This is a genomic window from Mycobacterium sp. (assembly GCF_044223235.1).
Taxonomy (GTDB): Bacteria; Actinomycetota; Actinomycetes; order Mycobacteriales; family Mycobacteriaceae; genus Mycobacterium.
Genome location: NZ_JBGAME010000002.1, coordinates 477,438 through 501,299, shown reverse-complemented (window position 1 = coordinate 501,299; position 23,862 = coordinate 477,438). Strand labels below are relative to the sequence as shown.

Annotated in this window: 29 protein-coding genes and 1 pseudogene; 14 read left to right on the top strand and 16 right to left on the bottom strand. The window is 68.7% G+C overall.

Features of this window, described 5'->3' with window-relative positions:
* Positions 1 to 32: 32 nt before the first annotated feature.
* Positions 33 to 890, bottom strand: a complete 858-nt coding sequence (locus ADBZ6K_RS05460) for a sulfurtransferase (protein WP_526344811.1) — start codon at positions 888 to 890, stop codon at positions 33 to 35.
* 37 nt (positions 891 to 927) lie between these two features.
* On the opposite strand from ADBZ6K_RS05460, the gene ADBZ6K_RS05455 reads away from it, so the two are divergent.
* Positions 928 to 1,707: a LamB/YcsF family protein gene (locus tag ADBZ6K_RS05455; RefSeq protein WP_526344903.1), complete on the top strand. Its 780-nt coding sequence runs from the start codon at positions 928 to 930 to the stop codon at positions 1,705 to 1,707.
* On the opposite strand, the gene ADBZ6K_RS05450 is transcribed toward ADBZ6K_RS05455, so the two are convergent.
* Positions 1,694 to 3,892, bottom strand: a complete 2,199-nt coding sequence (locus ADBZ6K_RS05450; protein ID WP_526344810.1) for a heavy metal translocating P-type ATPase — start codon at positions 3,890 to 3,892, stop codon at positions 1,694 to 1,696. The genes ADBZ6K_RS05455 and ADBZ6K_RS05450 overlap by 14 nt on opposite strands.
* Positions 3,876 to 4,160, bottom strand: coding sequence for a DUF1490 family protein (locus tag ADBZ6K_RS05445; protein WP_526344809.1), 285 nt, complete (start codon positions 4,158 to 4,160; stop codon positions 3,876 to 3,878). Before ADBZ6K_RS05445 ends, ADBZ6K_RS05450 begins: the two co-directional genes overlap by 17 nt.
* A gap of 227 nt (positions 4,161 to 4,387) precedes the next feature.
* Between ADBZ6K_RS05445 and ADBZ6K_RS05440 the strand changes: the two genes are divergently transcribed.
* Together ADBZ6K_RS05440 and ADBZ6K_RS05435 are read left to right on the top strand one after the other, a co-directional pair.
* Positions 4,388 to 5,332: a permease gene (locus ADBZ6K_RS05440; protein WP_526344902.1), complete on the top strand. Its 945-nt coding sequence runs from the start codon at positions 4,388 to 4,390 to the stop codon at positions 5,330 to 5,332.
* Positions 5,329 to 5,932 (top strand): annotated as a pseudogene (locus ADBZ6K_RS05435) (TIGR03943 family putative permease subunit). Before ADBZ6K_RS05440 ends, ADBZ6K_RS05435 begins: the two are co-directional and overlap by 4 nt.
* On the opposite strand, the gene rpsR reads toward ADBZ6K_RS05435, so the two are convergent.
* Genes rpsR through rpmB form a run of 4 tightly spaced genes read right to left on the bottom strand, consistent with a single transcriptional unit; the run spans position 5,929 to position 6,895 of the window.
* Entirely contained in the window at positions 5,929 to 6,186 is a 258-nt protein-coding gene (rpsR, locus tag ADBZ6K_RS05430; protein WP_526344808.1) for a 30S ribosomal protein S18, read from the bottom strand. The pseudogene ADBZ6K_RS05435 and the gene rpsR sit on opposite strands and share 4 nt — an antisense overlap.
* A gap of 3 nt (positions 6,187 to 6,189) precedes the next feature.
* On the bottom strand, positions 6,190 to 6,495 hold the full coding sequence (rpsN, locus tag ADBZ6K_RS05425; protein ID WP_526344807.1) for a 30S ribosomal protein S14: 306 nt from the start codon (positions 6,493 to 6,495) through the stop codon (positions 6,190 to 6,192).
* Positions 6,495 to 6,659, bottom strand: a complete 165-nt coding sequence (rpmG, locus tag ADBZ6K_RS05420) for a 50S ribosomal protein L33 (protein WP_526344806.1) — start codon at positions 6,657 to 6,659, stop codon at positions 6,495 to 6,497. The genes rpsN and rpmG overlap by 1 nt, the downstream gene beginning before the upstream one ends.
* Entirely contained in the window at positions 6,659 to 6,895 is a 237-nt protein-coding gene (rpmB, locus tag ADBZ6K_RS05415) for a 50S ribosomal protein L28 (RefSeq protein ID WP_526344805.1), read from the bottom strand. The genes rpmG and rpmB overlap by 1 nt, the downstream gene beginning before the upstream one ends.
* 81 nt (positions 6,896 to 6,976) lie before the next feature.
* Between rpmB and mrf the strand changes: the two genes are divergently transcribed.
* The 4 genes from mrf (at position 6,977) to ADBZ6K_RS05395 (ending at position 10,047) form a co-directional block, all read left to right on the top strand.
* Positions 6,977 to 8,170 (top strand): ribosome hibernation factor-recruiting GTPase MRF, encoded by a 1,194-nt coding sequence (gene mrf / locus ADBZ6K_RS05410; protein ID WP_526344804.1) that lies wholly within the window; start codon positions 6,977 to 6,979, stop codon positions 8,168 to 8,170.
* A complete protein-coding gene (locus tag ADBZ6K_RS05405; protein WP_526344803.1) occupies positions 8,167 to 8,442 on the top strand; it encodes a type B 50S ribosomal protein L31 in 276 nt (91 codons plus the stop codon). Before mrf ends, ADBZ6K_RS05405 begins: the two co-directional genes overlap by 4 nt.
* Before the next feature lie 109 nt (positions 8,443 to 8,551).
* Positions 8,552 to 8,815, top strand: a complete 264-nt coding sequence (locus tag ADBZ6K_RS05400; RefSeq protein WP_526344802.1) for a hypothetical protein — start codon at positions 8,552 to 8,554, stop codon at positions 8,813 to 8,815.
* Entirely contained in the window at positions 8,812 to 10,047 is a 1,236-nt protein-coding gene (locus ADBZ6K_RS05395) for an SLC13 family permease (RefSeq protein ID WP_526344901.1), read from the top strand. Before ADBZ6K_RS05400 ends, ADBZ6K_RS05395 begins: the two co-directional genes overlap by 4 nt.
* A gap of 25 nt (positions 10,048 to 10,072) precedes the next feature.
* Here ADBZ6K_RS05395 and rlmB read toward each other — a convergent pair whose 3' ends face one another.
* The 5 genes from rlmB to carD form a co-directional block, all read right to left on the bottom strand.
* Positions 10,073 to 11,014, bottom strand: a complete 942-nt coding sequence (rlmB, locus tag ADBZ6K_RS05390; protein WP_526344801.1) for a 23S rRNA (guanosine(2251)-2'-O)-methyltransferase RlmB — start codon at positions 11,012 to 11,014, stop codon at positions 10,073 to 10,075.
* 3 nt (positions 11,015 to 11,017) lie between these two features.
* Entirely contained in the window at positions 11,018 to 12,427 is a 1,410-nt protein-coding gene (gene cysS / locus ADBZ6K_RS05385) for a cysteine--tRNA ligase (protein ID WP_526344900.1), read from the bottom strand.
* Between the two features lie 61 nt (positions 12,428 to 12,488).
* Complete coding sequence (ispF, locus tag ADBZ6K_RS05380) at positions 12,489 to 12,965, bottom strand: 2-C-methyl-D-erythritol 2,4-cyclodiphosphate synthase (protein WP_526344800.1); 477 nt, start codon at positions 12,963 to 12,965, stop codon at positions 12,489 to 12,491.
* On the bottom strand, positions 12,962 to 13,621 hold the full coding sequence (gene ispD / locus ADBZ6K_RS05375; protein WP_526344799.1) for a 2-C-methyl-D-erythritol 4-phosphate cytidylyltransferase: 660 nt from the start codon (positions 13,619 to 13,621) through the stop codon (positions 12,962 to 12,964). Before ispD ends, ispF begins: the two co-directional genes overlap by 4 nt.
* Before the next feature lie 6 nt (positions 13,622 to 13,627).
* Complete coding sequence (gene carD / locus ADBZ6K_RS05370) at positions 13,628 to 14,116, bottom strand: RNA polymerase-binding transcription factor CarD (protein ID WP_003921720.1); 489 nt, start codon at positions 14,114 to 14,116, stop codon at positions 13,628 to 13,630.
* Positions 14,117 to 14,421: 305 nt separating this feature from the next.
* On the opposite strand from carD, the gene ADBZ6K_RS05365 reads away from it, so the two are divergent.
* From ADBZ6K_RS05365 to disA, 3 genes are read left to right on the top strand one after another with little or no spacing between them, the layout of a single operon-like run.
* The gene (locus ADBZ6K_RS05365) at positions 14,422 to 15,006 is read left to right on the top strand and encodes a copper chaperone PCu(A)C domain-containing protein (protein WP_526344798.1); all 585 of its coding nucleotides are present in this window, start codon (positions 14,422 to 14,424) and stop codon (positions 15,004 to 15,006) included.
* A 33-nt stretch (positions 15,007 to 15,039) separates the two neighbouring features.
* Complete coding sequence (gene radA / locus ADBZ6K_RS05360; protein WP_526344797.1) at positions 15,040 to 16,443, top strand: DNA repair protein RadA; 1,404 nt, start codon at positions 15,040 to 15,042, stop codon at positions 16,441 to 16,443.
* Positions 16,444 to 16,473: 30 nt separating this feature from the next.
* The gene (gene disA / locus ADBZ6K_RS05355) at positions 16,474 to 17,595 is read left to right on the top strand and encodes a DNA integrity scanning diadenylate cyclase DisA (protein ID WP_526344796.1); all 1,122 of its coding nucleotides are present in this window, start codon (positions 16,474 to 16,476) and stop codon (positions 17,593 to 17,595) included.
* A 9-nt stretch (positions 17,596 to 17,604) separates the two neighbouring features.
* Here the strand turns inward: disA and ADBZ6K_RS05350 are convergent, their stop codons facing one another.
* Both ADBZ6K_RS05350 and ADBZ6K_RS05345 read right to left on the bottom strand, forming a co-directional pair.
* On the bottom strand, positions 17,605 to 18,384 hold the full coding sequence (locus ADBZ6K_RS05350) for a hypothetical protein (RefSeq protein WP_526344795.1): 780 nt from the start codon (positions 18,382 to 18,384) through the stop codon (positions 17,605 to 17,607).
* 59 nt (positions 18,385 to 18,443) lie between these two features.
* Positions 18,444 to 19,064, bottom strand: a complete 621-nt coding sequence (locus tag ADBZ6K_RS05345) for a carbonic anhydrase (protein WP_526344794.1) — start codon at positions 19,062 to 19,064, stop codon at positions 18,444 to 18,446.
* A gap of 29 nt (positions 19,065 to 19,093) precedes the next feature.
* On the opposite strand from ADBZ6K_RS05345, the gene ADBZ6K_RS05340 reads away from it, so the two are divergent.
* The gene (locus ADBZ6K_RS05340; protein WP_526344793.1) at positions 19,094 to 19,972 is read left to right on the top strand and encodes an iron-sulfur binding domain-containing protein; all 879 of its coding nucleotides are present in this window, start codon (positions 19,094 to 19,096) and stop codon (positions 19,970 to 19,972) included.
* Between the two features lie 54 nt (positions 19,973 to 20,026).
* On the opposite strand, the gene ADBZ6K_RS05335 is transcribed toward ADBZ6K_RS05340, so the two are convergent.
* Positions 20,027 to 21,019: a GlxA family transcriptional regulator gene (locus ADBZ6K_RS05335; RefSeq protein ID WP_526344792.1), complete on the bottom strand. Its 993-nt coding sequence runs from the start codon at positions 21,017 to 21,019 to the stop codon at positions 20,027 to 20,029.
* 71 nt (positions 21,020 to 21,090) lie between these two features.
* On the opposite strand from ADBZ6K_RS05335, the gene ADBZ6K_RS05330 reads away from it, so the two are divergent.
* On the top strand, positions 21,091 to 21,333 hold the full coding sequence (locus ADBZ6K_RS05330; protein ID WP_526344791.1) for a hypothetical protein: 243 nt from the start codon (positions 21,091 to 21,093) through the stop codon (positions 21,331 to 21,333).
* Here the strand turns inward: ADBZ6K_RS05330 and ADBZ6K_RS05325 are convergent.
* Entirely contained in the window at positions 21,307 to 22,011 is a 705-nt protein-coding gene (locus tag ADBZ6K_RS05325) for an alpha/beta fold hydrolase (protein WP_526344899.1), read from the bottom strand. The two genes, ADBZ6K_RS05330 and ADBZ6K_RS05325, sit on opposite strands and share 27 nt — an antisense overlap.
* 105 nt (positions 22,012 to 22,116) lie before the next feature.
* Here ADBZ6K_RS05325 and mhuD point away from each other — a divergent pair, with 105 nt between their 5' ends.
* Positions 22,117 to 22,434 carry a mycobilin-forming heme oxygenase MhuD gene (mhuD, locus tag ADBZ6K_RS05320; RefSeq protein ID WP_526344790.1) on the top strand — a complete coding sequence of 106 codons (318 nt, stop codon included), beginning with the start codon at positions 22,117 to 22,119 and terminating at the stop codon, positions 22,432 to 22,434.
* Between the two features lie 22 nt (positions 22,435 to 22,456).
* Complete coding sequence (locus tag ADBZ6K_RS05315; protein WP_526344789.1) at positions 22,457 to 23,776, top strand: serine hydrolase; 1,320 nt, start codon at positions 22,457 to 22,459, stop codon at positions 23,774 to 23,776.
* Positions 23,777 to 23,862: the final 86 nt, after the last annotated feature.

Below are 23,862 nucleotides of genomic sequence, written 5' to 3'. Positions count from 1 at the left end.
CTCGCCAGCCGGTCAGTCGGGGTCAGTCTGGGTCAGTCTGGGCCGGTGGCCACCGGCCGGGCGGGCTCGGAGACCCACTCCGACCAGGAGCCGGGGAACAGCGCCCCCCGCACGCCCACCGCGGCCAGTGCGGCCAGCGTCACCGCGGCGGTCACGCCGGAACCGCAGTAGACCCCGGTCGGCTCACCGCCGCCGACGCCCACCCCGGCGAAGAACCGGGTCAGGTCCTCATCGGAGGGGAACAGCCCGTCCGGGGTCAGCCCGGCGGTACTCGGCGCATTACGTGCGCCCGGGATGTGTCCGGCCACCGGGTCAACCGGCTCGACATCACCACGGAACCGCTCCGGGGCCCGCGCGTCGAGCAGCACACCGCCGAAGTCCGGCAACTGCGCGGCGGACAGCGTCGGCAACGCCCCCAGGTACAGGTCCTCGTGGAGCACCGTCACGTCACCGGGTTGCGGTGTGACAGAACCCGTTTCAATCGGATACCCGGACTCGGTCCACGCGCGCAAGCCGCCGTCGAGGATCCGGACATCGGCGATTCCGGCGGCGGTCAGCACCCACCACGCACGGGCCGAACCGGCGCGATTCCAGTCGTCGTACACCACCGTCGGCACGTTGCGGCGGATACCCCAGCGCCGCGCCGCGGCCTGCAGCTCTCCGCCCGACGGCAGCGGGTGACGCCCACGGCCGCTGACGGAATGATCGCTGAGTTCGTCATCCAGCGACACGTACACCGCACCCGGCAGGTGCCCGGATGCGTACTGCTCGGCACCGTCGGGGCGCATCAGCTCCCATCGCACATCGAGGATCGTCGTCGGCACGCCCGCGTTCCTGCGCCGGGCGAGTTCGTCGGCGGTGATCAGCACCGCGTCGCGCGCCTTACCCACGACGTCACCGTACTCGCCGAACGCGAGCGCGATTAGGCTGGCAACCGTGTCACCCCCGCGCGTGGATCTCAATGCCGATCTCGCCGAGAGCTTCGGGGTATGGCAGATCGGCGACGACGAGTCGATGCTCGACCTCGTCACGAGCGCCAACATGGCGTGCGGATTCCATGCCGGCGATCCGGCGCTCATCTTGCGCACCTGCAGGGCGGCAGCGGCCCGCGGGGTGCGGATCGGTGCGCAGGTCGGCTACCGCGATCTCGCCGGCTTCGGCCGGCGCTTCCTCGATGTCGAGCCCCACGACCTGGCCGCCGATGTCATCTATCAGATCGGAGCGTTACAGGCCCTGGCCGGGGTGGCTGGGACAGCCGTGACGTACGTGAAACCCCATGGTGCACTGTACAATTCGATTGTTTCACATCGCGACCAGGCGCGTGCGGTCGCCGAGGCGGTACACGCCGTCGACCCCGAACTCCCGGTGCTGGGCCTGGCCCGGTCGGCCTTCTTCGCAGAGGCCGAACGACTGGGTCTGCGCACCGTGCCGGAGGCGTTCGCCGACCGCGCCTACCGGCCCGACGGCCAGCTGGTGTCCCGTCGGGAACGCAATGCGGTGCTGCATGACGCGGCCGAGATCGCCGACCGCGTGGCCTCGATGGTCACCGCGGGCCGGGTGGTCGCGGTGGACGGGTCGACGATCCGCATCTCCGTCGAATCCATTTGCGTGCATGGTGATTCACCGTCAGCGGTGGATATCGCCGCGAGCGTGCGGACCCGTCTTCACAATGAGGGCATCGAGCTGGCGCCGTTCACCGCTGGGTAGCCGAGGGCTCCTCGTCGAGTTGATACCTGATCAGCCGGGCGCTGTTGGCGACCACCGCAACCGATGACGCATTGTGCAACATTGCCGCCAGCACGGGTGAGAGGGCTCCACCGGCCCCGACGAGCAATCCGACCGCGTTGACCGCGATCGACATCGCATAGTTCTGCCGGATCACGTCGACGGCGCGACCGCCGAGCGCGGTGACGTCGAGCAACCGCCGCAGATCGTCACTGGCCAGCGCCACGTCGGCGGTTTCGACCGCGACGTCGCTGCCGCCCAGTCCCATCGCGATGCCGATGTCGGCCTCCGCGAGCGCGGGGGCGTCGTTCACCCCGTCCCCCACCACGGCGACGGTGTGACCTTCGGCCCGGAGCGCCCGGACCACCTCGAGCTTTTCCTCAGGCATCACCTCCGCGCGCCATTCCGTGATGCCCAGCTGCTCGGCCACCGCGCGCGCGACGTCGGGATGGTCGCCGGTCAGCATCACCACCCGCCGCACCCCCGACGCCCGTAGCGCGTCGATGACGGCGACCGATTCGGGCCGGATCTCGTCGCGCAGGCCCACCAGCCCCACCAGCCGGCCGTCCACCGCCAACAGCAGGGGTGTTTCAGATCGGCTCCGCAGCTCATCCACCCAGTCCGTGGCCCGCTTGGTCACCCGGACCTTCTCGCGGCGCAGCAGCGACGGGCTACCCAACAGCAACGTTCGGCCGTCGGCGCGGGTCCGCATGCCCAGGCCCACGATCACCTCGCACTCTTCATGCGGCGGAATCTCGATATGCCGCTCCTTCGTGGAGCGAATCACGGCTTCGGCCAGCGGGTGTCGCGAGTGGATCTCGGAGCTCGCCGCGTAGGCCAGCACCTGCTCAGGATCCCAATCCTTGTGGAATGCAACAACATTGGTGACCACCGAACGGCCGAGCGTGAGCGTTCCGGTCTTGTCGAACACGACGGCGTCCACCCGGCCCGCCTCTTCGAGATGCGAGCCGCCCTTGATCAGGATTCCCCGCCGCGCGCCGTTGCCGATCGCCGCGCTGATCGCCGTCGGTGTGGACAGCCCGACAGCACACGGGCACGCGACGAGCAGCATGGTCATGGCGCGCCGTACGTCGCGGGTTACCACCAGCGTCGCCGCAGCCAGCAGGAACGACGCGGGCACAAACCGCCGCGAGAAGTTCTCGCCGACCGTCTGGATGCGGGCCCGGTGCTGCTGGGCCTCCTCGACCCGGCTGACGATGCGGCCGATCGTCGTGTCCCGCCCGACGGCGTCGGCGCGAACCACCAGACGTCCTTTGACGACCACCGAACCGGCGTAGATGGGTGCGCCCGGCATCGCCGTCACCGGCAGGTTCTCACCCGTGATCGCCGACTGGTCGACGATCGCCTCGCCGTCGGTCACCACCCCGTCCACCGGGATCGCCACCTGTTCGTGGACGACAACCTCGTCACCGATGTGCAGACCATCGATGGGCACTTCGACCTCGGTGCCGTCGGCCAGCCGAAGCCATGCAGTGTCCTGGGTGCCCTGCAGCAGGTTCGCGATAGCCCGGCGGGTCCGCCGCAGGGTCAGATCCTGCAGATATTCACCGATGTTGAGCAGCCACAGGACGGTGAGCGCCACTACGTTCTCCCGCAGCACCAGACTCGCCACCGTCGCCGCAGAGACCAGCACATCGGTCCCCGCGCGCCCGTCACCGCGCAGCGTGCGCAGTGCCCCGCGCAGGAACGGGTAGCCGGTGACGATGGCGGCTCCCGTCGCGAAGAGCCGGCTGGTAGGACCGAGCAGCGGCGGCCGCGCGAAGACGTACCGCCTGACACCGAGCGCCACCAGCGCGAACGCACCCAGTGCCATCCGCAGCACGTCGGCGTTGCGGACGTCCGCCGATCGCGGCGGCCGCGCCGGGATCAAGGCGCGCGCCACCTCGGCGGCCGAGGACACCGCCGCGACGACCGCGTCGCGATCACACCGACGCGGCGAGTACCACACCACCACCGATGCGGTACGCGGATACGCGTGCACGGCACGGACGCCGACAACCTGGTCGACGGCGTCCTCGATGCCCACCGCCCGCCGCACGTCGTTGCGGAACCACGGCGCGTGCAGCCGCATCCGGCCGCCGGCATCCGACACCACCGTCAGCCCGGCCACTGAGGTCAAGGGTCGCCGATCAGTGGTCGTGGTCATGCGGGACATCGGCAACGGCAGGCGGCGGAACCTCCTCGCCGATCCGCTCCCGAGCCTCGGCCATCACATCGGCCACCGTCAGCCGCGCGGACTCGGCTCCCTCCTCAGCCTTCCTGATACCGCGCAGCGCCCAGGCCGTAGTGCTCACTGTCGCCTCGCGGACCGGCGCTTTCGCGAGGGCCTTTCGGATCCCCTCATAGGCCGCGACCCCGACCGCACCCGTTACGACCGTCGTTGCGGCTTTCGCCAGAAGTCCGTGAATGATCATCTCGTTACCTTACCGTGCAGGTAGCGGTGTTGCGGCGCTACAGGTTTCGCTAGGTTTGCTGGTTTCTTCATTACTTTTCCCAACGCTGGCTCTTCGCTGACTGTCACCCGCGTTCGCCGGAGTTCGACGCGTACCGGCGCGCCTGGCCGGTTCGCGGACGAACGTGGCGCTGGCAGAATGACCCAGTGACCGCCGACCCGCCGATCAGACGCGGCCGCATCGATTCAATGCGAATATTGGTGGTCGGAATAGTGGCGCTGGCGTTGTTGGGCAGCACATTGCGCTCGTTCGTCAACGGCCAGCCAGTGCTGTCAACCGCGGCAACCGTGTTCTGCGGAATCTTCGTGCAGGCCATGCCCTTTCTCGCACTGGGCGTGGTGGTCAGCGGTGTGATCGCGGCGTGTGTGACACCCGAGCGGCTGCTGCGCTGGCTGCCGCGGCGCCGGGGTGCGGCGATCATGGTCGCCGGCGCCGGCGGCGCCGTGCTGCCCGGATGCGAATGCGGCTCGGTCCCGATCGCGCGCAGACTGTTCGGCGACGGCCAGGTCGGGGCCGCGGCCCTGACCTTCATGCTCGCGGCGCCCGCCATCAACCCGGTGGTGCTCACCTCCACCGCGGTGGCGTTCCCCGGCCAGCCGAAGATGGTCGTCGCGCGATGCGTGGCGTCACTGGTGACCGCGCTGATCATGGGAGCCCTCTGGTCGCGGTGGGGCCGGCCGGAGTGGATCACCCGCCGCCTGCCCGACACGCGGCGCACCGATGAGTCACGGTGGAGCCTGTTCACCGAGGCGGCGCGGCACGATTTCCTGCAGGCGTGCTCGTATCTGGTCATCGGCGCCGCCGCCGCGGCCGCGCTGCATGTCGCCGTTCCCGCATGGGTTTTCGAGCATCTGGGCGGCCAGCTGGCGCTGGGCATCCTGACCATGGCTCTGCTGGCGGTCGTGCTGGCGCTGTGTTCGGAAGCGGATGCCTTCGTGGCGGCCAGCCTGACGATGCTGCCCTTGATTCCGCGGCTGGTCTTTCTGGTCGTCGGCCCGGCGGTGGACCTGAAGTTGTTTGCCATGCAGGTGGGCATGTTCGGCCGCTCCTTTGCCGTGCGGTTCGCTCCGTTGACATTCGCAATCGCGACGGCGGCCGCGGTATGCGTGGGTTTCCTGATGGGTCCGCGATGAGCCGCGAGACCGAGAACGTCGTCCTGCTGCTGGTCGGGCTCAGCATCGCCATCATCTCCGTCACCGGCGCGTACACCCGCTACGTCAAACCGGCGCTGCTGCCCTGGCTGGCCTGCACGGCGCTGCTGCTCATCGCCCTGGCGCTGATCGCCATGGTCCGCGACATCCGCCATGGACGCCGGCATCACACCGATAGCGCCGCACACAGCCACCGATCCGGGATCGCCTGGTTGCTCATTGTGCCGATTGCGTTGCTGGCCTTCGTCGTTCCGCCCGCCATTCGCCCCCAGGCGACGACGCCGTCGGTGGTCGACGTGTCGGCGGACGATCACCGTCACCGGGTTCACGATGAAGGAGGGCGGACAGACCGACCTCGCCAGGGTGGTGATCATCTGCTGTGCGGCCGACGCGCGACTGGCCCGCATCCATGTCAGCGGACCCGCGGCCCCGACGCTGCGCCGGCTCCCCGACGGTGCGTGGATCGAGGTCGAGGGCACAGTTCCTCCGGGACAGCATGATTCCTCGGGATTGGCCATCCCGGTCATGGAGATCCACCGCGCAACCGAGATCCCGCCCCCACGAAATCCATACGGGTACTAGCGACCTCCCCGCGGGAGCAACGCCATCTCGCGCGCGTTCTCGATCGCGGCCGCCACCCGTCGCTGCTGCTGCGGGGTCAGGCCGGTCACTCGCCGGGAGCGGATCTTGCCCCGTTCGGAGATAAACGTACGCAGCAGCTGGACGTCCTTGTAGTCGACCGCCTGAATACCACGGGAGTCCAGCGGATTCGGCTTGCGCCGCACCGGCACGGGTTGAACCTTCACCCGCCCCGCGCGAAGTTTCCGTTGTGCCATGGTTCACCAACTCGCCTTTCTCACACCCGGCAGTTCGCCGCGATGCGCCATCTCCCGCATCCGCACCCGGGACAGCCCGAACTTGCGCAGGTGGCCCCGCGGCCGGCCGTCGACGGCGTCGCGGTTACGCAGCCGCACCGGGCTGGAATCACGCGGAAGTCGTTGCAGTGCAACGACAGCGGCCGCTTTCTCATCGGGCGTGCTGGACGGTCGACGAATGATGTCCTTGAGTTTGGCGCGCCGCTCGGCGTACCGCTCCACCAGCATCCCGCGCCGCTCGTTGCGGGCGATCTTCGCCTTCGTCGCCATCAGCGCTCCTCGCGGAAGTCGACATGGCGGCGCGCCACCGGATCGTACTTGCGCAGCACCAGCCGATCCGGGTCGTTGCGGCGGTTCTTGCGGGTGACATAGGTATACCCGGTACCCGCCGTTGACCGGAGTTTGACGATCGGCCGAATCTCGTTGCGCGCCATCAGATCTTCTGCCCCCGCCTGCGGAGCCCGGCGACGACCGCCTCGATACCGTCGCGGTCGACCGTCTTGATGCCCTTGGCGCTGACCTTCAGCGTGATCCGGCGCCCTTCAGACGGCAGGTAGTAGGTCTTGGTCTGAAGGTTGGGATTCCACCGTCGCCGGGTGCGCCGGTGCGAGTGCGAGACGGTGTGGCCGAATCCCGGCTTGCGGCCGGTCACCTGGCAATGGGCGGACATGAGCCTCCTCGTGAAGTTGGATGTATCGTGTCTAATGATAACGACAACCATTTTCAATAGTTGAACGAGGTGTGCGGAAACATGCGGACTCCGGTCGTCCTGGTCGCCGGTCAGAGCGAAACCGAGGAGGTAGTCGACGTCGTCGACGTTCTGGCCGCCGCCCCGGGAACCGTGACGGTCTGGCACCGCTTCGACGGTCAGGTCGTCGTGCGCACGGTCGGCACGCGGCAGAGCCGCTCGGAGTGGGCGCTGGAGCTGGCCAACGGGTGCGTGTCGTGCACGATCCGCGACGACCTGCTGGTGCTGCTGCGCAGGCTGCACCGCCGCAGCGACGTCACCCGCATCGTGGTGGCCCTGCCGCCCTGGCTGGAGCCCGAGCCGGTGTGCTGGGCGATCGACAACATGGCCGTTCGGGTTGGGCCCGGATACATCGACGGCCCGGCCGCGCGCGACGTGTCCGTCCACGGGGTCGTGACCTGTATCGACACGGCCAACTGGCGCACCCAGGCCGTGGGCGACGAGGAACTGCACGATGGCCGCACGGTTGCCCAGGTGGTCGTCGGGCAGGCGGAGTTCGCCGATGTCCTCGTGCTGAGCGAGCCGGAGCGGACCACCCTCGCACTGCTGCGCCGGCTGACACCGTGGGCGCGGATCACCGTCGGACCGACCCGGCTGGAGACCGCTCTGGGTCATCTGGACCCGAACAGTTCCCGCGGACGAGCCCGGCAGCCGCACGACCCACTGCTGGCCGGGCAGCCGCCGCTGGAGCCCGACGGTGAGGTGGCGCTCGTCGAGTTCTCGGCGCGCAGGCCGTTCCACCCGCACCGGCTACACGCCGCGCTGGACCTCCTGCTGGACGGTGTGGTGCGCACCCGCGGCAGGGCCTGGCTGGCAACCCGCCCCGAGAACGTGATGTGGATCGAGTCGGCGGGCGGCGGGTTGCGGTTCAGCAACGCCGGGCGGTGGCTGGCCGCGATGAGTTCGCGTGAGCGTGCCTATATCGATCCCCAGCGGTTGGCCCTGGCGGCAACGCAGTGGGACGACGTGTTCGGCGACCGGCACATCGCGATGACCATGCTGGTCTGCGGAGCCGTACCTGCCGAGCTGCTGGACGCGCTCAACGGCGCCCTGCTCGACGACGACGAAGCGTCGCGCCCGGACGAGTGGGAGACCTACGGAGATCCGTTCGGCGACTGGCATGAGGAACCCTGCGGCGACATGGCCGCCCCCGCGGCGGACAACGCCGGCAGACACGACACCGGAGAGGACATATGAAGCGAAACATTCACCCGGACTACCACCCGGTGGTGTTCAGGGACGCCACCACCGGCGATGCGTTCCTGACCAGGTCGACGATCACCAGCACGCGCACGATCGAGTGGGCCACCGAATCGGGTGTAGACACCTACCCGTTGGTGGTCGTCGACATCAGCGCGGCATCCCATCCGTTCTGGACGGGTTCGGCGCGCCATGCGGACACCGCGGGGCGCGTCGAACGATTCACCCGCCGCTACGGCCGGTCCTACCGTGGAGGCCGCCGACCCTAGGGTTCGACGTCACGCTGATCGACTTCGCGCACAGTCCCCCGACCGCTTTCCCGGAGCGATCGTCGAACCCGTCGTGCCGCCTGTCCGGGCCTCCGCCTACTGTTGCGGCGTGGCGTGGTCGGCGGTGGTGCATCATGGCCTCACCGGTCGGCGGCTGCTGGTGGTGGGCAGCGCGGGCTTCGTCCCCGGCGCGCGCGCGAGCGTTCAGGCCGACGTGGCGTGTCTGGGCGTCGGACAGCGCGACCTGCAGTCCGAGCGCTATCCGGCCGAGTACTGGGTGGAGACGCTGCGGGTGCTCGGCCGGCTGGCCGAGGAGGTCGGCGTCTCGCTCCATCTGCCCGCGCTGTGGGAGCGCACCGACCCGTGGAGTTGACACTGGCGCTGGTGGCGCTGGTCGTTGTACTGGCGTTCGCCCTGGTGCGGCCACGAGGATGGCCCGAGGCGGTGGCCGCGGTGCCCGCCGCGGGGGTGCTGATCGCTGCCGGGGTGCTCTCGTTCGACGACGCCGTCGCCGAGGTCAACAGCCTGCTTCCCGTCGTGGCGTTCCTCGCGGCGGTGCTGGTTCTGGCCCAGCTGTGCGACGACGAAGGGTTGTTCCACGCCGCCGGCGTGGCGATGGCGCGCTGGAGCAGGGGCAGCCCGCATCGCCTGTTGGCTAGCGTGTTCTCGATCGCCGCGGGCGTCACGGCGGTGCTCAGTCTCGACGCGACGGTGGTGCTGCTGACGCCCGTCGTGCTCGCCACCGCACGGACGCTGGCGGTGTCCGCGCGGCCACACGCGTACGCCACCGCGCACCTGGCCAACAGCGCGTCGCTGCTGCTGCCGGTGTCGAATCTGACCAACCTGCTTGCTTTCACCGCGGCCGGACTGTCGTTCCCCCGGTTCGCCGCCCTGATGGCGCTGCCATGGCTGGTGGCGATCGCCACCGAGTTCATCGTGCTGCGATGGATTTTCGCGCGCGATCTGACCGCCGCCCCACCGGACACCGCGCCGCCGCCTGCGGAGATCCCGGTGTTCGTCCTCGTCGTGCTGATGCTGACACTGATCGGGTTCGTCGTAACGTCTCTGGCCGGCCACTCCCCCGCATGGGCTGCCCTGGCCGGCGCGGTGGTGCTCGGCGTCCGCGGGTTGCTCCATCGGCGCAGCACCGTGGCGGGCATCCTCAGATCCTTCAACGTGCCGTTCTTGGCGTTCGTCCTGTGCCTCGGGGTGGTGGTCGACGCCGTGATGGAGCAAGGCCTCGACGGCGCCATGCGTTACTTGCTGCCCGCGGGCAGTTCCCTTCCGTCGCTGCTCGCCATCGCGGGCATCGCCGCCGTGCTGTCGAACGTCGTGAACAACCTGCCCGCGGTGCTCGTGCTGCTCCCGCTGGTCGCCGGCTCCGGTCCGGCCGCGGTGCTGGCGGTGTTGATCGGCGTGAACATCGGTCCCAACCTGACCTATGTGGGTTCGCTGGCGAATCTGCTGTGGCGCAGCGCGGTGCACCGCGAGGGTATGGCGGCGGGATTCGCGGAGTTCAGCCTGATCGGGTTGCTGACCGTGCCGCTGACGCTGGCGGCCTCCGTGCTCGCCCTCTGGGCGGGCATCAAGCTGTTCGGCATTTGAGCGCTGTTCGGGATTGGAGCGGCGGTCAGCCGCGGCGCTGGCGGGCGATCTCGGCCAGCACGACACCGGCCGCCACGGATGCGTTGAGCGACTCGGTCCGGTCGGCCATCGGGATCGACACGATCGCATCGCAGTTCTCGCGCACCAACCGCGACAGCCCCTTGCCCTCGGATCCGACGACCACGACGACGGGTCCGGTGGCATCCAGGTCGTACAGTGCGGTGTCACCCCCGGCGTCCAGTCCGACGATCTGCAGTCCGGCGTCGGCCCAGCCCTTCAGCGTCCGGGTGAGGTTGGTGGCCCTGGCCACTGGAACCCGTGCGGCGGCACCGGCGCTCGTGCGCCACGCGACCGCGGTGACCGAGGCCGAGCGGCGCTGCGGGATCAGCACGCCCTGGCCGCCGAATGCCGCGACCGACCGCACGATGGCGCCGAGATTGCGAGGATCGGAGATGTTGTCCAGCGCGACCATCATCGCCGGTTCGCCGCTTCCGCGGGCGGCGGCAAGCAGGTCGTCGGGGTGAGCGTACTCATAGGGTGGCACCTGCAGCGCCACGCCCTGATGAAGCGCATTGGACGTCATCCGGTCCAGGTCGATGCGGGGCACCTCGAGGATCGCGATACCGGTGTCGGCAGCGATGCGGACAGTCTCGGTGAGGCGCTCGTCGGCATCGATGCCCAGCGCGACGTACAGGGCGGTGGCGGGAATCCCGGCGCGGAGGCATTCCAGCACGGGGTTGCGACCGAGGACCAACTCGGTGTCGTCGGTCTTCTTGGCCGGCCGGCGTTGCGGGGCCGCTTTCTTGGCCGCCCGTTTGGCCGCGGGGTGGTTGGGCCGCAGATGCGCGGGCGGGGTCGCGCCCCTGCCTTCGAGTGCCCGTCTGCGCACCCCACCGGAGCCTACGGTGGGTCCTTTCTTGGTTCCGGCCTTGCGCACTGCACCCCGGCGTTTGGAGTTCCCGGCCATCGCCTACCTGACGTTCTTGCTGTCGATGTCGAGCAGCGACCACTGCGGGCCGTCGGCGGTGTCGGTGACCTCGATGCCGGCCTCCTTGAGGCGGTCGCGAATCTGATCGGCCGTCGCCCAGTCCCTGCGGTCGCGCGCTTCGGCGCGGCTGGCAAGCGCCCACTGCACCAGCACATCGACGGCGGCCAGCGCCGCCGACGCCTCGTCACGCGATTCCCAGCGCTCATCGAGCGGGTCGCAACCCAGAATGCCCATCATCACCCGGATCGCCCCGGCCTGCGCGAGCGCGGTGTCGTGGTCGCCCGCGTCGAGCGCACGATTGCCCTCTGCGCGCGCCGCGTGCACTTCGGCCAGCGCGATCGGCACGGACAGGTCGTCGTCAAGCGCGGCGGCGAATCTCGGGGTCCACTCGCCGGGCACCACCCCGCCGACCCGGTTGCACACCCGATGCAGGAAGTCCTCGATACCCGTGTAAGCCTTCGCGGCGTCCTGCAGCGCGGTCTCGGAGAACTCCAGCATCGACCGGTAGTGGGCGCTGCCCAGGTAGTAGCGCAACTCGGCGGCGCGCACGCGCTGCAGCACTGCCGGGATGGCGAGCACGTTGCCCAGCGACTTGCTCATCTTCTCGCCGCCCATGGTGACCCAGCCGTTGTGCAGCCAGTACCGGGCGAACGGATCGCCCGCGGCGCACGCCTGCGCGATCTCGTTCTCGTGATGCGGAAACACCAGATCCATACCACCGGCGTGGATGTCGAATTCTGGCCCCAGATAGCGCTCGCACATCGCGACGCATTCGGTGTGCCAGCCCGGCCTGCCCCGACCCCATGGTGTTGGCCAGGACGGCTCACCAGGCTTGGCGCCTTTCCACAGCGTGAAGTCACGCTGGTCGCGTTTGCCGGTCGCGACGCCCTCGCCCTGGTGCACGTCGTCGATCCGATGCCCCGAAAGCCTGCCGTAGTCGGTGAGGCTCAGCACGTCGAAGTACACATCCCCGCCGCCGGTGTACGCGTGTCCGCGGTCCAGCAGCCGCTGAATCAGTTCGATGATCTCGGTGATGTGGCCGGTCGCCCGCGGCTCGGCCGACGGCGGCAGCACCCCGAGCGCGTCGTAGGCAGCACTGAACGCCCGCTCGTAGGTCGCGGCCCATTCCCACCACGGCCGTCCCGCGTCGGCGGCCTTGTTGAGGATCTTGTCGTCGATGTCGGTGACGTTGCGGATGAAGGCGACGTCGTAACCCTTCGCGATCAGCCAGCGCCGCAGCACATCGAAGGCCACCCCGCTGCGTACGTGGCCGATGTGCGGCAGCCCTTGAACGGTGGCGCCGCACAGATAGATCGACACGTGGCCGGGCCGCACCGGCACGAAATCGCGCACGGCACCCGTCATGGTGTCGTGCAGCCGCAGGCCAGCCAAAGACCCTTGGTCCGACCCCTGGCCGTTGGCGCGATTCGTCACGACGCGCCAGCTTACCGGCCTATCCGCCGCGAACCACCAGAGCGGTGGCGATCGCTGCCAATCCTTCTCCCCTACCGGTCAGCCCCAGCCCGTCCGTGGTGGTCGCCGAGACCGAGACGGGCGCGTCGAGCAGTTCGGACAGCACCCGCTGGGCCTCGATCCGCCGCGGCCCCACCCGGGGCCGGTTGCCGATCACCTGCACGGCGGCGTTTCCGACCTGGAAGCCTTCGGCATTCAGCAATCCCTTTACGTGGCAAAGCATTTCGACGCCCGTGACGCCGCGCCACTCGGGCCGGTCGGTGCCGAACACCTCACCGATGTCGGCCAGCCCCGCGGCGCTGAGCAAGGCGTCGCACAGCGCGTGCGCCGCGACGTCACCATCCGAGTGTCCTGCGCAGCCGTCGGCACCCTGGAACAACAGACCCAGCAGCCAGCACGGCCTGCCCGGTTCGATGGGGTGCACGTCGGTTCCCAGCCCCACCCGCGGCGTGTTCACCCACGCCCCGAAAGCACGGCCTCGGCCAACAGCAGATCCATCGGCGTTGTGATCTTGAATGCCAGCGGGTCGCCGTCGACAGTCTGGACCCGCCCGCCGATGTGTTCGACGATCGACGCGTCGTCGGTGAACTCGCCTGCGTGTGCGTAGGCGCGCCGCAGCAGGTCGGAGTGGAATCCCTGCGGTGTCTGCACCGCACGCAGCCCGGCCCGCTCCGGCGTCGCGATTACCACCCCGTTCGCATCGACGGCCTTGATGGTGTCCTTCAGCGGCAGCGCCGGAACCACGGCGGGATGACCCGCCTGAAGGGCGCGCACGACGCGGACGATCAGCGACGGCGGCGTCAGCGCGCGTGCGGCGTCGTGAACGAGCACGAAGTCGGCCGAGTTCACAGCGTTCAAACCGAGCCGGACGGATTCGGTGCGATCGGCCCCACCCTCGACGATGATCGCATCGGATCCGAACACGAGCGTGGCCTCATCGGTACGGCCCGGTGGGACAGCGACCACGATGGAGTCGACGACGCCCGAATCACGCAGGCCGCACAACGCCCACTCCAGCATGGGGCGGCCGCCCAATTCGACGAATGCTTTCGGCGCGCCGGCAGCAAGCCGCTCGCCCGAACCTGCGGCCGGGACGACGGCCACTGTGGTCATTGCGGGTCAGGAAGCGGCGGCCAGCACCTCATCGAGGATGGTCTCGGCCTTCGCGTCATCGGTGTTCTCGGCCAGCGCCAGCTCACCGACCAGGATCTGCCGGGCCTTGGCGAGCATCCGCTTCTCGCCTGCCGAGAGCCCACGCTCCTGATCGCGGCGCCACAGATCCCGCACCACCTCGGCGACCTTGTTCACGTCGCCAGATGCGAGCTTTTCCAAGTTGGCCTTGTAGCGGCGCGACCAGTTCGTCGGCTCCTCGGTATGGGGAGCACGCAGAACCTGGAAGACCTTGTCGAGGCCCTCCTGCCCAACAACATCACGGACGCCGACGTACTCGGCGTTCTCAGCGGGAACTCGAACAGTGAGATCGCCCTGGGCGACCTTCAAGACGAGATATTCCTTCTGCTCGCCTTTGATGGTCCGGGTTTCGATCGCTTCGATCAACGCAGCACCGTGGTGTGGATAGACAACGGTGTCTCCGACCTTGAAAATCATCAGTTTCGAGCCCCTTTCACCAGTCCATGCTAACACGGGCACCGGACAGACGTGGAACAACGATGCAGGTCAGGGGCACAACGAGTGAAGAGTAGGGGTTGACAGGGTGACGAATTCGTGCAACCGCGAGCCGTCCCGACGACCCACCCGGCCGGCAAACCATACGGCACCGCAGGAACCGCTCAGGGCCGCGTGAGCGTGCGGCGCAACCGGAACCGACGATCCCCGGCCCTCCGGTACCGCGACACACGGCCACCTACTACTCTGCATAGTCGAAGCATGGCGAGCAGACGCAGGAGGCCACGGTGAACCCCTTGAAGTTGCGCAGATCTGCCGTCAGCACAGGCGTGGCGGCCTGCGGGCTGGTGACCGCCCTGGCTCTCGCCGGGTGCGGCGCGGGGCAGATCTCCCAGGTTGCCACGCAGGAGCCCGCGGTCAACGGCGTCAACGCCGCCGCAGGCCAGGTCTTTCTGCGCAACGTCCACCTGCGCGCACCGCAGGAGAGCGACTACGTCCAGCCGGGCAGCTCGGTGGAGTTGATCTTCGTCGCCACGAACGAGTCACCCGACGAACCCGACAAGCTGGTCTCGATCACCTCCGACGTGGGAACGGTGTCGCTCAGCGGCGACAGCGCGGTGCCCGCCGGTGGGGCCCTCCTCGTCGGCGAGCCCGACGGCCAGATCAGCGCGCTGGAGAGCGTCGAGGCGGCCGATGCCGTCACCGCCGACGTCACGCTGACCAAGCCGATCACGAACGGTCTCACCTACGACTTCACCTTTGAGTTCGAGAAGGCAGGCCAGGCGACGGTCGGGGTCCCGATCTCCGCGGGCAACGTGCCCCGGCGCGACAAGAGTGGCGAATCCGGCGGCAACACGGGCGGTCATCACTAGGCCTATGTCGGTAGCGGCGGATACCGTCACGGCGTGAGCAGGGGTGGATCGAAAGCGCGTCCGCAGCATCGCTGCTCGGAGTGTCACCACGTCATGGCCAAATGGGTGGGCCGATGTCCGAATTGCGGGACCTGGGGCACCGTCGACGAGGTAGCGGTGCTGGCGGCCGTCAACGGCACGTCCAATGGCGCGGCACTTCGGCGGGCGGTGGCTCCCGTGTCGCCCGCTGTGCCGATCAGCTCCATCGACCCTGGCCGCACCCGCCACTTCCCCACCGGGGTCAGCGAACTCGACCGGGTTCTGGGCGGCGGGTTGGTGCCCGGGTCGGTGACCCTTCTCGCAGGCGATCCCGGCGTCGGCAAGTCGACACTGCTGCTGGAGGTGGCGCACCGCTGGGCGCAGACCGGCGGGCGCGCACTGTATCTGTCGGGTGAGGAGTCGGCCGGACAGATCAGGCTGCGCGCCGGGCGCACCGGCTGCACGCACGACGAGGTATACCTGGCCGCGGAGTCGGATCTGCAGACCGCGCTGGGCCACATCGACGCGGTCGCTCCCAGCCTGGTCGTCGTCGATTCGGTGCAGACCATGTCGACCGCCGAGGCCGACGGTGTCACCGGCGGGGTCACGCAGGTGCGCGCGGTGACCACTGCGCTCACGTCGCAGGCCAAGGCCAGCGGTGTCGCCATGATCCTCGTCGGACACGTCACCAAGGACGGCGCCATCGCCGGCCCGCGTTCCCTGGAACACCTCGTCGACGTGGTCCTGCATTTCGAGGGTGAGCGAACCTCCGCGCTCCGCCTCGTCCGCGGCGTCAAGAACCGGTTCGGCGCGGCCGACGAAGTCGGCTGTTTCCTGATGCACGACAACGGAATCGAATGCGTGGCAGACCCGTCGGGATTGTTCCTGGACCAGCGCCCTGCGCCGGTGCCCGGCACCGCGGTGACCGTGACCCTCGACGGCAAACGTCCCCTCATCGGCGAGGTGCAGGCGCTCGTCGGTGCACCGACGTCCTCCACGCCGCGACGGGCAGTCAGTGGCATCGACTCCGCCCGCGCCGCCATGATCGCCGCGGTGCTGGAGAAGCGCGCCGGGCTCAAGCTCGCGTCATCCGACATCTACCTGTCGACCGTGGGCGGGATGCGGTTGACCGATCCTTCGTCGGATCTGGCCGTCGCGATGGCCGTCGCCTCCGCCTACTCCGACCTAGCCCTGCCCACGACGACGGTGGCCATCGGAGAGGTCGGCCTGGCGGGAGATCTCCGCAGGGTCAGCGGGATGGATCGCCGGCTCGCCGAAGCCGCCAGGCTGGGGTTCACGACCGCGGTGGTGCCCGCAGGGGTCGTCTCGGTGCCCGCCGGACTGCATACGCACGCCGCCGGGGACATCAGCGCGGCGTTGCGGGTGCTCAAAGCGATCGGCAAGGATGTGCGAGGGTAGCGTCAACTGCGGCCGATCCAAGGAGAGACGATGGCCGTGAAGCCGGGCAACCGCACCGCGGGCAGCAATGTGGTGCAGCTGGTACGTCCCACGCTGCGCGAGACCCTGGGCAGGCTGGCGCCCGGAACACCACTGCGTGACGGGCTGGAACGCATCCTGCGCGGTCGGACGGGCGCGCTGATCGTGCTCGGATACGACGACAGCGTGGAGGCGATCTGCGACGGCGGATTCGCCCTCGACGTCCGCTACGCACCGACCCGCCTGCGCGAGTTGTCGAAGATGGACGGTGCGGTGGTGTTGTCCAGCGACGGAACGCACATCCTGCGCGCCAACGTCCAGCTGGTGCCGGACCCGTCGATACCCACCGACGAGTCCGGCACCCGGCATCGCTCCGCCGAACGGACCGCGATCCAAACCGGCTATCCCGTCGTGTCCGTCAGCCATTCGATGAGCATCGTGACCGTATACGTGGCGGGCGAACGGCATGTCGTGCCCGACTCGGCGACCATCCTGTCGCGCGCCAACCAGACCATCGCCACGCTGGAACGCTACACATCCCGCCTCGACGAGGTCAGCAAGCAGCTGTCGACCGCCGAGATCGAGGACTTCGTCACGCTGCGCGACGTGATGACGGTGGTCCAGCGCCTCGAGATGGTCCGCCGGATCAGCCTCGAGATCGACGCCGATGTCGTCGAACTGGGTACCGACGGCAGGCAGCTCAAGCTGCAGCTGGAAGAACTCGTCGGCGACAACGAGACCGCCCGTGAGCTGATCGTCCGCGACTATCACGCCTACCCGGAACCGCCCACCGCCGCCCAGGTGAGCGCCACACTCGACGAGCTGGACTCGCTTTCGGACCCCGACCTGCTCGATTTCACAACCCTGGCAAGGGTTCTCGGTTACCCGTCCACGCCAGAGGCGCAGGACTCCTCGATGAGCTCACGCGGTTACCGCGCGATGGCGGGCATCCCGCGGCTGCAGTTCGCCCATGTAGACCTGCTGGTGCGCTCATTCGGTTCGCTGCAGGGACTGCTGGCCGCCAGCGCCGACGATCTGCAGTCCGTAGACGGCATCGGCTCGATGTGGGCACGCCACATTCGGGAGGGGCTGTCGCTGCTGGCCGAGTCGACGATCGCCGACCGACTGGCCTGACGCCGGATTTCAGTTGCCGACGGGACCCGGCAGAGGGCCGTTGCCGTTGGCCGGCCCGTGCGCCCCGTCCGCCGCCGCGGGTGCGGCGAGGACGAACGGCACTGCCGCCGATCTCAGATTCCCCAGCTGGACGATCAGGTTGTAGGTGCCCGGCCCGATCGGTTGGCGTGGCAGTGGGCATTCCGGCGCCGAACCCATGCCGGTCCAGGTGACCTCGGTGGTCACCTGCTCACCGGGACTGAAGGTCTTCACCAACGTCTCGTTGGACGGCGCGCAGTCCAGGTTCGACCACAACCGGGTGTTGTCCAGCGAGTAGACGTAGGCCGCGAGCACCGCGGCGCCGACGTCGCGCTGGCAGGCGACCAACCCGATGTTGGTGACGACCATCGTGAACTTCGGCTGGTCTCCCACGACGTACTCCGGCTGGCTGGTGATGCCCTTGACCGCGAGCGTCGAATCCGGGCAGTCGTCGCCCTCCTTGAGCACCGGCGGCGGCGTCACCGCGGCGGTCGGCGTCGCCGTCGGCGGTGGCGCCTGCTGCGCCGGAGGCACCACGGGGGTCTTCACCTCGGGATTCTCACCGGGCAACGGGGTGGGGGCCGCGGCGGGTGTCTCGGTCGCGGAGGCCGGAGTATCCGAGTTGGTCTCGGCACCCGACCTGGTGGTGATGACCATCACCACCACCGCGGCGACCACACCGATCACCAATACTGCGATGCCGATGGCCAGCGCCCTGCGCCGCCAGTAAATTTGCGAGGGCAGCGGGCCATGCGGTTCCAGATCCAACACGACTTCACGGTAAGGCCAGGTCACGCCCAGTCGTCCGACCCGACCCGGCGTGTCGCGGCTCAGCCTTCGCCGATGTCGCCGAGATAATCCCGCAAGGCGATCCGGCCGTCGGCCAGATGGTAGGTGACACCGGCGATCGCAAGGGTGCCCGCGGCGATGCGGGTGGCGATGGCGGTGGACCGGTCCCGCAGCTGCACCGCGGTCTCGTTGACGTGTCTGGCTTCGAATTCGTCAACGCGGGTCAGCCCGTCGCGGCGCCCGAGCAGGATCGACGGCGTCACCCGCTCGACCACGTCGCGCACATAGCCTCCGGGTACGGCGCCGTCGTCGATCGCAGACAACGTCGCCTTGACCGCCCCACAGCTGTCGTGGCCCAGGACGACCACCAGCGGCACGTTGAGAACCGTGACGGCGTACTCGACCGAGCCGAGCACCGCTGCGTCGATCACGTGGCCCGCGGTGCGTACGACGAACATATCGCCGAGACCCTGGTCGAAGATGATCTCGGCGGCCACCCGGCTGTCGGCACAACCGAACACGACGGCGGTCGGTTTCTGTGCCTCCGCGAGACTCGCCCGGTGGTCGATGCTCTGGCTTGGGTGCTCCGGGTGGCCGGCGACGAATCGCTCGTTACCCTCTTTGAGGGCCTTCCACGCGGTCAGCGGACTTGTCTGTGGCATGGCATACATTATGCCGGAGGGTACGCGCTGTGATCGATTCGGACAGGCTGATTCGTTGGTATTCGGGTGCTCAGCGTGATCTCCCGTGGCGGCGACCCGGCGTCACGCCGTGGCAGATCCTGGTGAGCGAATTTATGCTGCAGCAGACGCCGGTTGCCCGGGTAGAGCCGATCTGGCTGGCGTGGGTGGCGCGCTGGCCGACCCCGTCCGCGACGGCCGCGGCGAGAGCGGCCGACGTGCTGCGCGCCTGGGGCAAACTCGGCTATCCACGGCGCGCCAAGCGGTTGCACGAGTGTGCCGTCACGATCGCCAACGAGCACCGCGACGAAGTGCCGTCCGACGTGGACACGTTGTTGACCCTGCCCGGCGTCGGTGCCTACACGGCGCGGGCGGTGGCCTGCTTCGCCTACCAGCAGCGGGTGCCCGTCGTCGACACCAACGTCCGGCGCGTGGTGGCCAGAGCGGTCCACGGAACGGCGGACCCCGCCCAATCCGCAGGCCCGCGGGATCTCGCCGACGTCGAGGCGCTCCTGCCCGGCGATGCGCATGCGCCCCGCTTCTCGGCGGCACTGATGGAACTCGGAGCGACCGTCTGCACCGCGAGGGCGCCGCGCTGCGGGCTGTGTCCCCTCGGCGCGTGCGCGTGGCGATCGCTCGGCTACCCACCGGCGACCACTGCCAGGCGCGTGCAGCGCTACGCGGGGACAGACCGGCAGGTCCGCGGCCGCCTGTTGGACGTGCTGCGCGCGAGCCGGGGCCCGGTCACCCGCGCCCAGTTGGACGTGGCGTGGCTGACCGACCCGGCGCAGCGAGATCGTGCGCTCGACTCGCTGCTCGTCGACGGACTGGTGGAGCAGGCGGGCGACGGCCGGTTCGCACTCTGTGGCGAGGGCGACGACGCAGACTGATCTGCCGCGCCGAGATCTGCGCAGCGGTCGCCCTACCCGGCCACCGCACAGCCGTCACGCGGAGGTCGCGAAGCTTCCGCTGTCGGCGCGAATGTCCGTGCGCGAGAACCTGCGCCGGTAATCCGACGGCGTCACCCCGATCACGCGGCGGAAGTGATGCCGCAGCAATGTCGAGTTCCCGAAGCCAGTCCGGTCGGCGATCCGGTCGATGTCGAGATCGGACTCCTCGAGCATGCGTCGCGCGAACAGCACCCGCTGGTCGGTGACCCACTGCATCGGCGTGGTGCCGGTCTCCTCGACGAACCGCCGCGCGAACGTCCGCGTCGACATCGCAGCGCGCTTGGCAAGGGTGCCGACGGTATGCGGCTTCTCGAGGTTGCCGAGAATCCAATCCAGCTGCGGCGCAAACCCTTCCGAGCAGCGCAGCGGAATCGGCTGATCGATGTACTGCCGCTGGCCGCCCTCCCGCTGCGGCGGGACCACCATCCGCCGCGCAATCGTGTTGGTGACCTCGCTACCCAGCTCACGGCGGACCAGGTGCAGGCAGGCATCGATGCCCGCCGCGGTGCCCGCGCTGGTGATGAGGTTGCCGTCGTCGACATAGAGCACGTTGCGATCGACCTTGGCGGTCGGGAACAACCGGGCCAGCTCGCCCGCGTGCATCCAGTGTGTCGTGCACGCGCGCCCGTCGAGCAGCCCCGCGGCACCGACGACGAACGCCCCCGAGCACACCGTGAGAATGATCGACCCCGCCGCCGCGGCGTTGCGCAGCGCCTCCAACGCCTCCGCCGGATAGTTTTCCACCGGCCCGCTGATAGCGGGAACGGCAACCAGGTCAACCCCGGCCAGCGCACTGAAGTCGTGGTCGGGAGTCAGCTGGGCGCCGACCGAGGTCCGCAACGGCTTACCCGCCTCCGGTCCGCACACCTTGAAATCGAAATTCGGCACGCCGTCGTTGGACCTGTCGATGCCGAAAACCTCGCAGACGACGCCGAACTCGAACATCGCCACACCATCGAGAACCATCACCGAAACGCTATTGAGCATGGCAGCATTTTATCCCACGGCGTCTCGCCTGCCACTGTTGGCTGAATCTTTATTGGCGAATGATTACTGCCATGAACACCGTCTTCGCCGTCCTGATCCTGACCATCCCATTCCTCCTCGCCGCCACGCTGAGCTGGGCGGCGTACCGCTCGCACTCGCTGCGCGTCCGTCGCGACCAGTTCCATCTCGCCGCGCCGATGTCCGGGAGGGTGTCCGACCTTGAGTGGGCGGAGCACGACCCAAACTCCGTGCGCACCCGCTTCGAGCACCACCCCAGCTGGCCCGCGTCAGGTGCGCTCGGCGAGCGCCGATAGGAAGGATTCGACGGCCGCCCGATACGTGGCGGCCTGGTCGTCGTGAATCAGGTGGCCAGCGCCGGGAACGTGGAGATACGTTGTCCGGTACCCGGTTTCGGCCATCCGACGCATCTGCCCCGGCGGAGTCACCGAATTGGCGGCCTCGAGCAGGAGGGCCGAAACGCGGACCGCCTGCCACTGCTGCCAGTAGTCGCGGGTGCCCCACTCCGCCGCGATCTGTATCCACACCCCCGCGTGACCATGCAGGCGCCAGCCGGTAGGCGTCCGGTCGAACGCCTCCAGGAAGTACTGCCCCGCGACCGGTCCGAACTCGCCGACGACCTGTTCGGCAGTGGAGAACTCCACCGGCAGGGCGTGCAGCCAGGGTTCCCATGGACCGGTGGTGCGGCCCCGGAAGTCGGGCGCCATATCCTCGACGACCAGCGAGCTGACCAACTCGGGACGGACCGCCGCCAGACACCACGCGTGCAGTGCGCCCATCGAATGACCGATCAGGGTGGCGGGTCGCCCGAGTTCCGACACCGCTCCGCCGAGGTCCTCGACGAACCGTTCGGTGCTGATCGGTTGCGAGTCGGCGACGTCGCGACCGCGGTGCCACAGCGCGTCGTACGTGAAGACCTCACCCCGACGGGCCAGCCACGCCAGCTGACGCGTCCAGGTGCTTCCCCGCCCCATCAGGCCGTGGACCAGCACGATCGGCGGACCTTCACCGCCTCGCCGGGTCAGCAGTGCGGGGTCCACGCTGCTATCTTGCACTGGGCGCGGAGTAACCTGGCCGTCATGCCCGTGGTGAAGATCAACGCAATCGAGGTTCCGCCCGACGCAGGTCCGGAACTGGAGAAGCGGTTCGCGCACCGCGCACACGCCGTCGACAACCAGCCCGGTTTCCTCGGCTTCCAGTTGCTGCGCCCGGTCAAGGGCGAGGACCGCTACTTCGTGGTGACGCAGTGGGAGTCGGAGGAGGCGTTCCAGGCCTGGGCGACCGGCCCGGCGATCGAGGCCCACAAGGGCCAGCACGCCAACCCCGTGGCCACCGGGGCCTCGCTGCTGGAGTTCGAGGTTGTGTTGGACGTTGCCGGGTCTGACGCGAAAGCGTAACCGCGGAGGACCGTTCCGGCGGATGGCGGCGCTGCTGTGCAGCGCCGCTTTGATGAGCACCCTGGTAAACGGCTGCGGTCCGTCACGTTCCCCAGCTGCCAACGCCGGGGACGTCGACGTACGCATCAGCTTGAACACCCCGCAGGGCGTGCGCGCCAAGCAGGTGATGGACATGCTCAACTCCGACTGGCCGATCGGCGCCCCCGGCGTCAGCACGTTGGCCTCCCCCGAGACCGTCGACTACATCAGCCACGTCATGGACGGGATGTGGTGGGAGCGCCCGTACACCGTGGCCGGTGTGGAGATCGGTGCGGGCTCGGCGACGCTGCACCTGATCTCTTCGTACGGTGCCCGCCAGGAGATCGAACTGCACACCGACGACGACACCATGGTGGACAAGTTCATCGTGACCACCCGCACGCCGACAATCAACGTCTGGTCCGACGTCGATGCCGCGCTGTCGAAGTCGGGCGCCCGCTACTCGTACCGGGTCTCCAGGGTCGTCGACGGCAGGTGTGAACAGGTCGCCGGTACCAACACCGCCGAATCTTTGCCGCTGGCTTCGATTTTCAAGATGTACGTGCTCTACGCCGTCGCGGAGGCCGTCAAGGCAGGCACCCTGTCCTGGGACGATCAGCTCACCATCACCGATGAAGCGAAAACCGTTGGATCGTCGGCCTTCGACTCGCTGCCCGAGGGATCGCAGATCTCCGTGCGGACGGCGGCGGCCAAGATGATCGCAAACAGCGACAACATGGCCACAGATCTGCTCATCGGCCGGATCGGCAGCAAGGCGGTCGAACAGGCGCTGGTCGACGCCGGCCATCACGACCCGGCAAGCATGGTGCCTTTCCCTACGATGCACGAACTGTTCTCGATCGGCTGGGGTGAACCGGATCTGCGGGAGCAGTGGAAGGACGCCACCCCGGAAGTCCGGGCGCAGCTGCTGAAGGAAACCAATACCCGCCCCTACGAGCCGGATCCGATGCGCACGCACTCGCCGGCGTCTGCGTACGGCGCGGAGTGGTACGGCAGCGCCGAGGACATTTGCCGCGTGCACACCGCCCTGCAACAGAACGCGGTCGGTGTGATCGCACCGGTGCGCGACATCATGTCGGAGATCCCCGGCATCGACCTGGACCGCACCCAGTGGCCCTATATCGCCGCCAAAGCGGGCAATCTGCCCGGCGAGCTCACGTTCAGCTGGTATGCGATCGACCGCACCGGCCAGCCGTGGGTGGTGAGCCTGCAGACGAATTGGACGCGGTTCCACGGTCCTCAGACGGGTGGGTGGCTGATGTCGATCATCAAGCAGATGTTCGCGCTGGTGCCCGTCGGCTGACGATGCCGCGAGGAACGAGCGGAGGAGGAAGCGGGCGCATCCAGCCCCGTCGGCTGACGATGCCGCGAGGAACGAGCGGAGGAGGA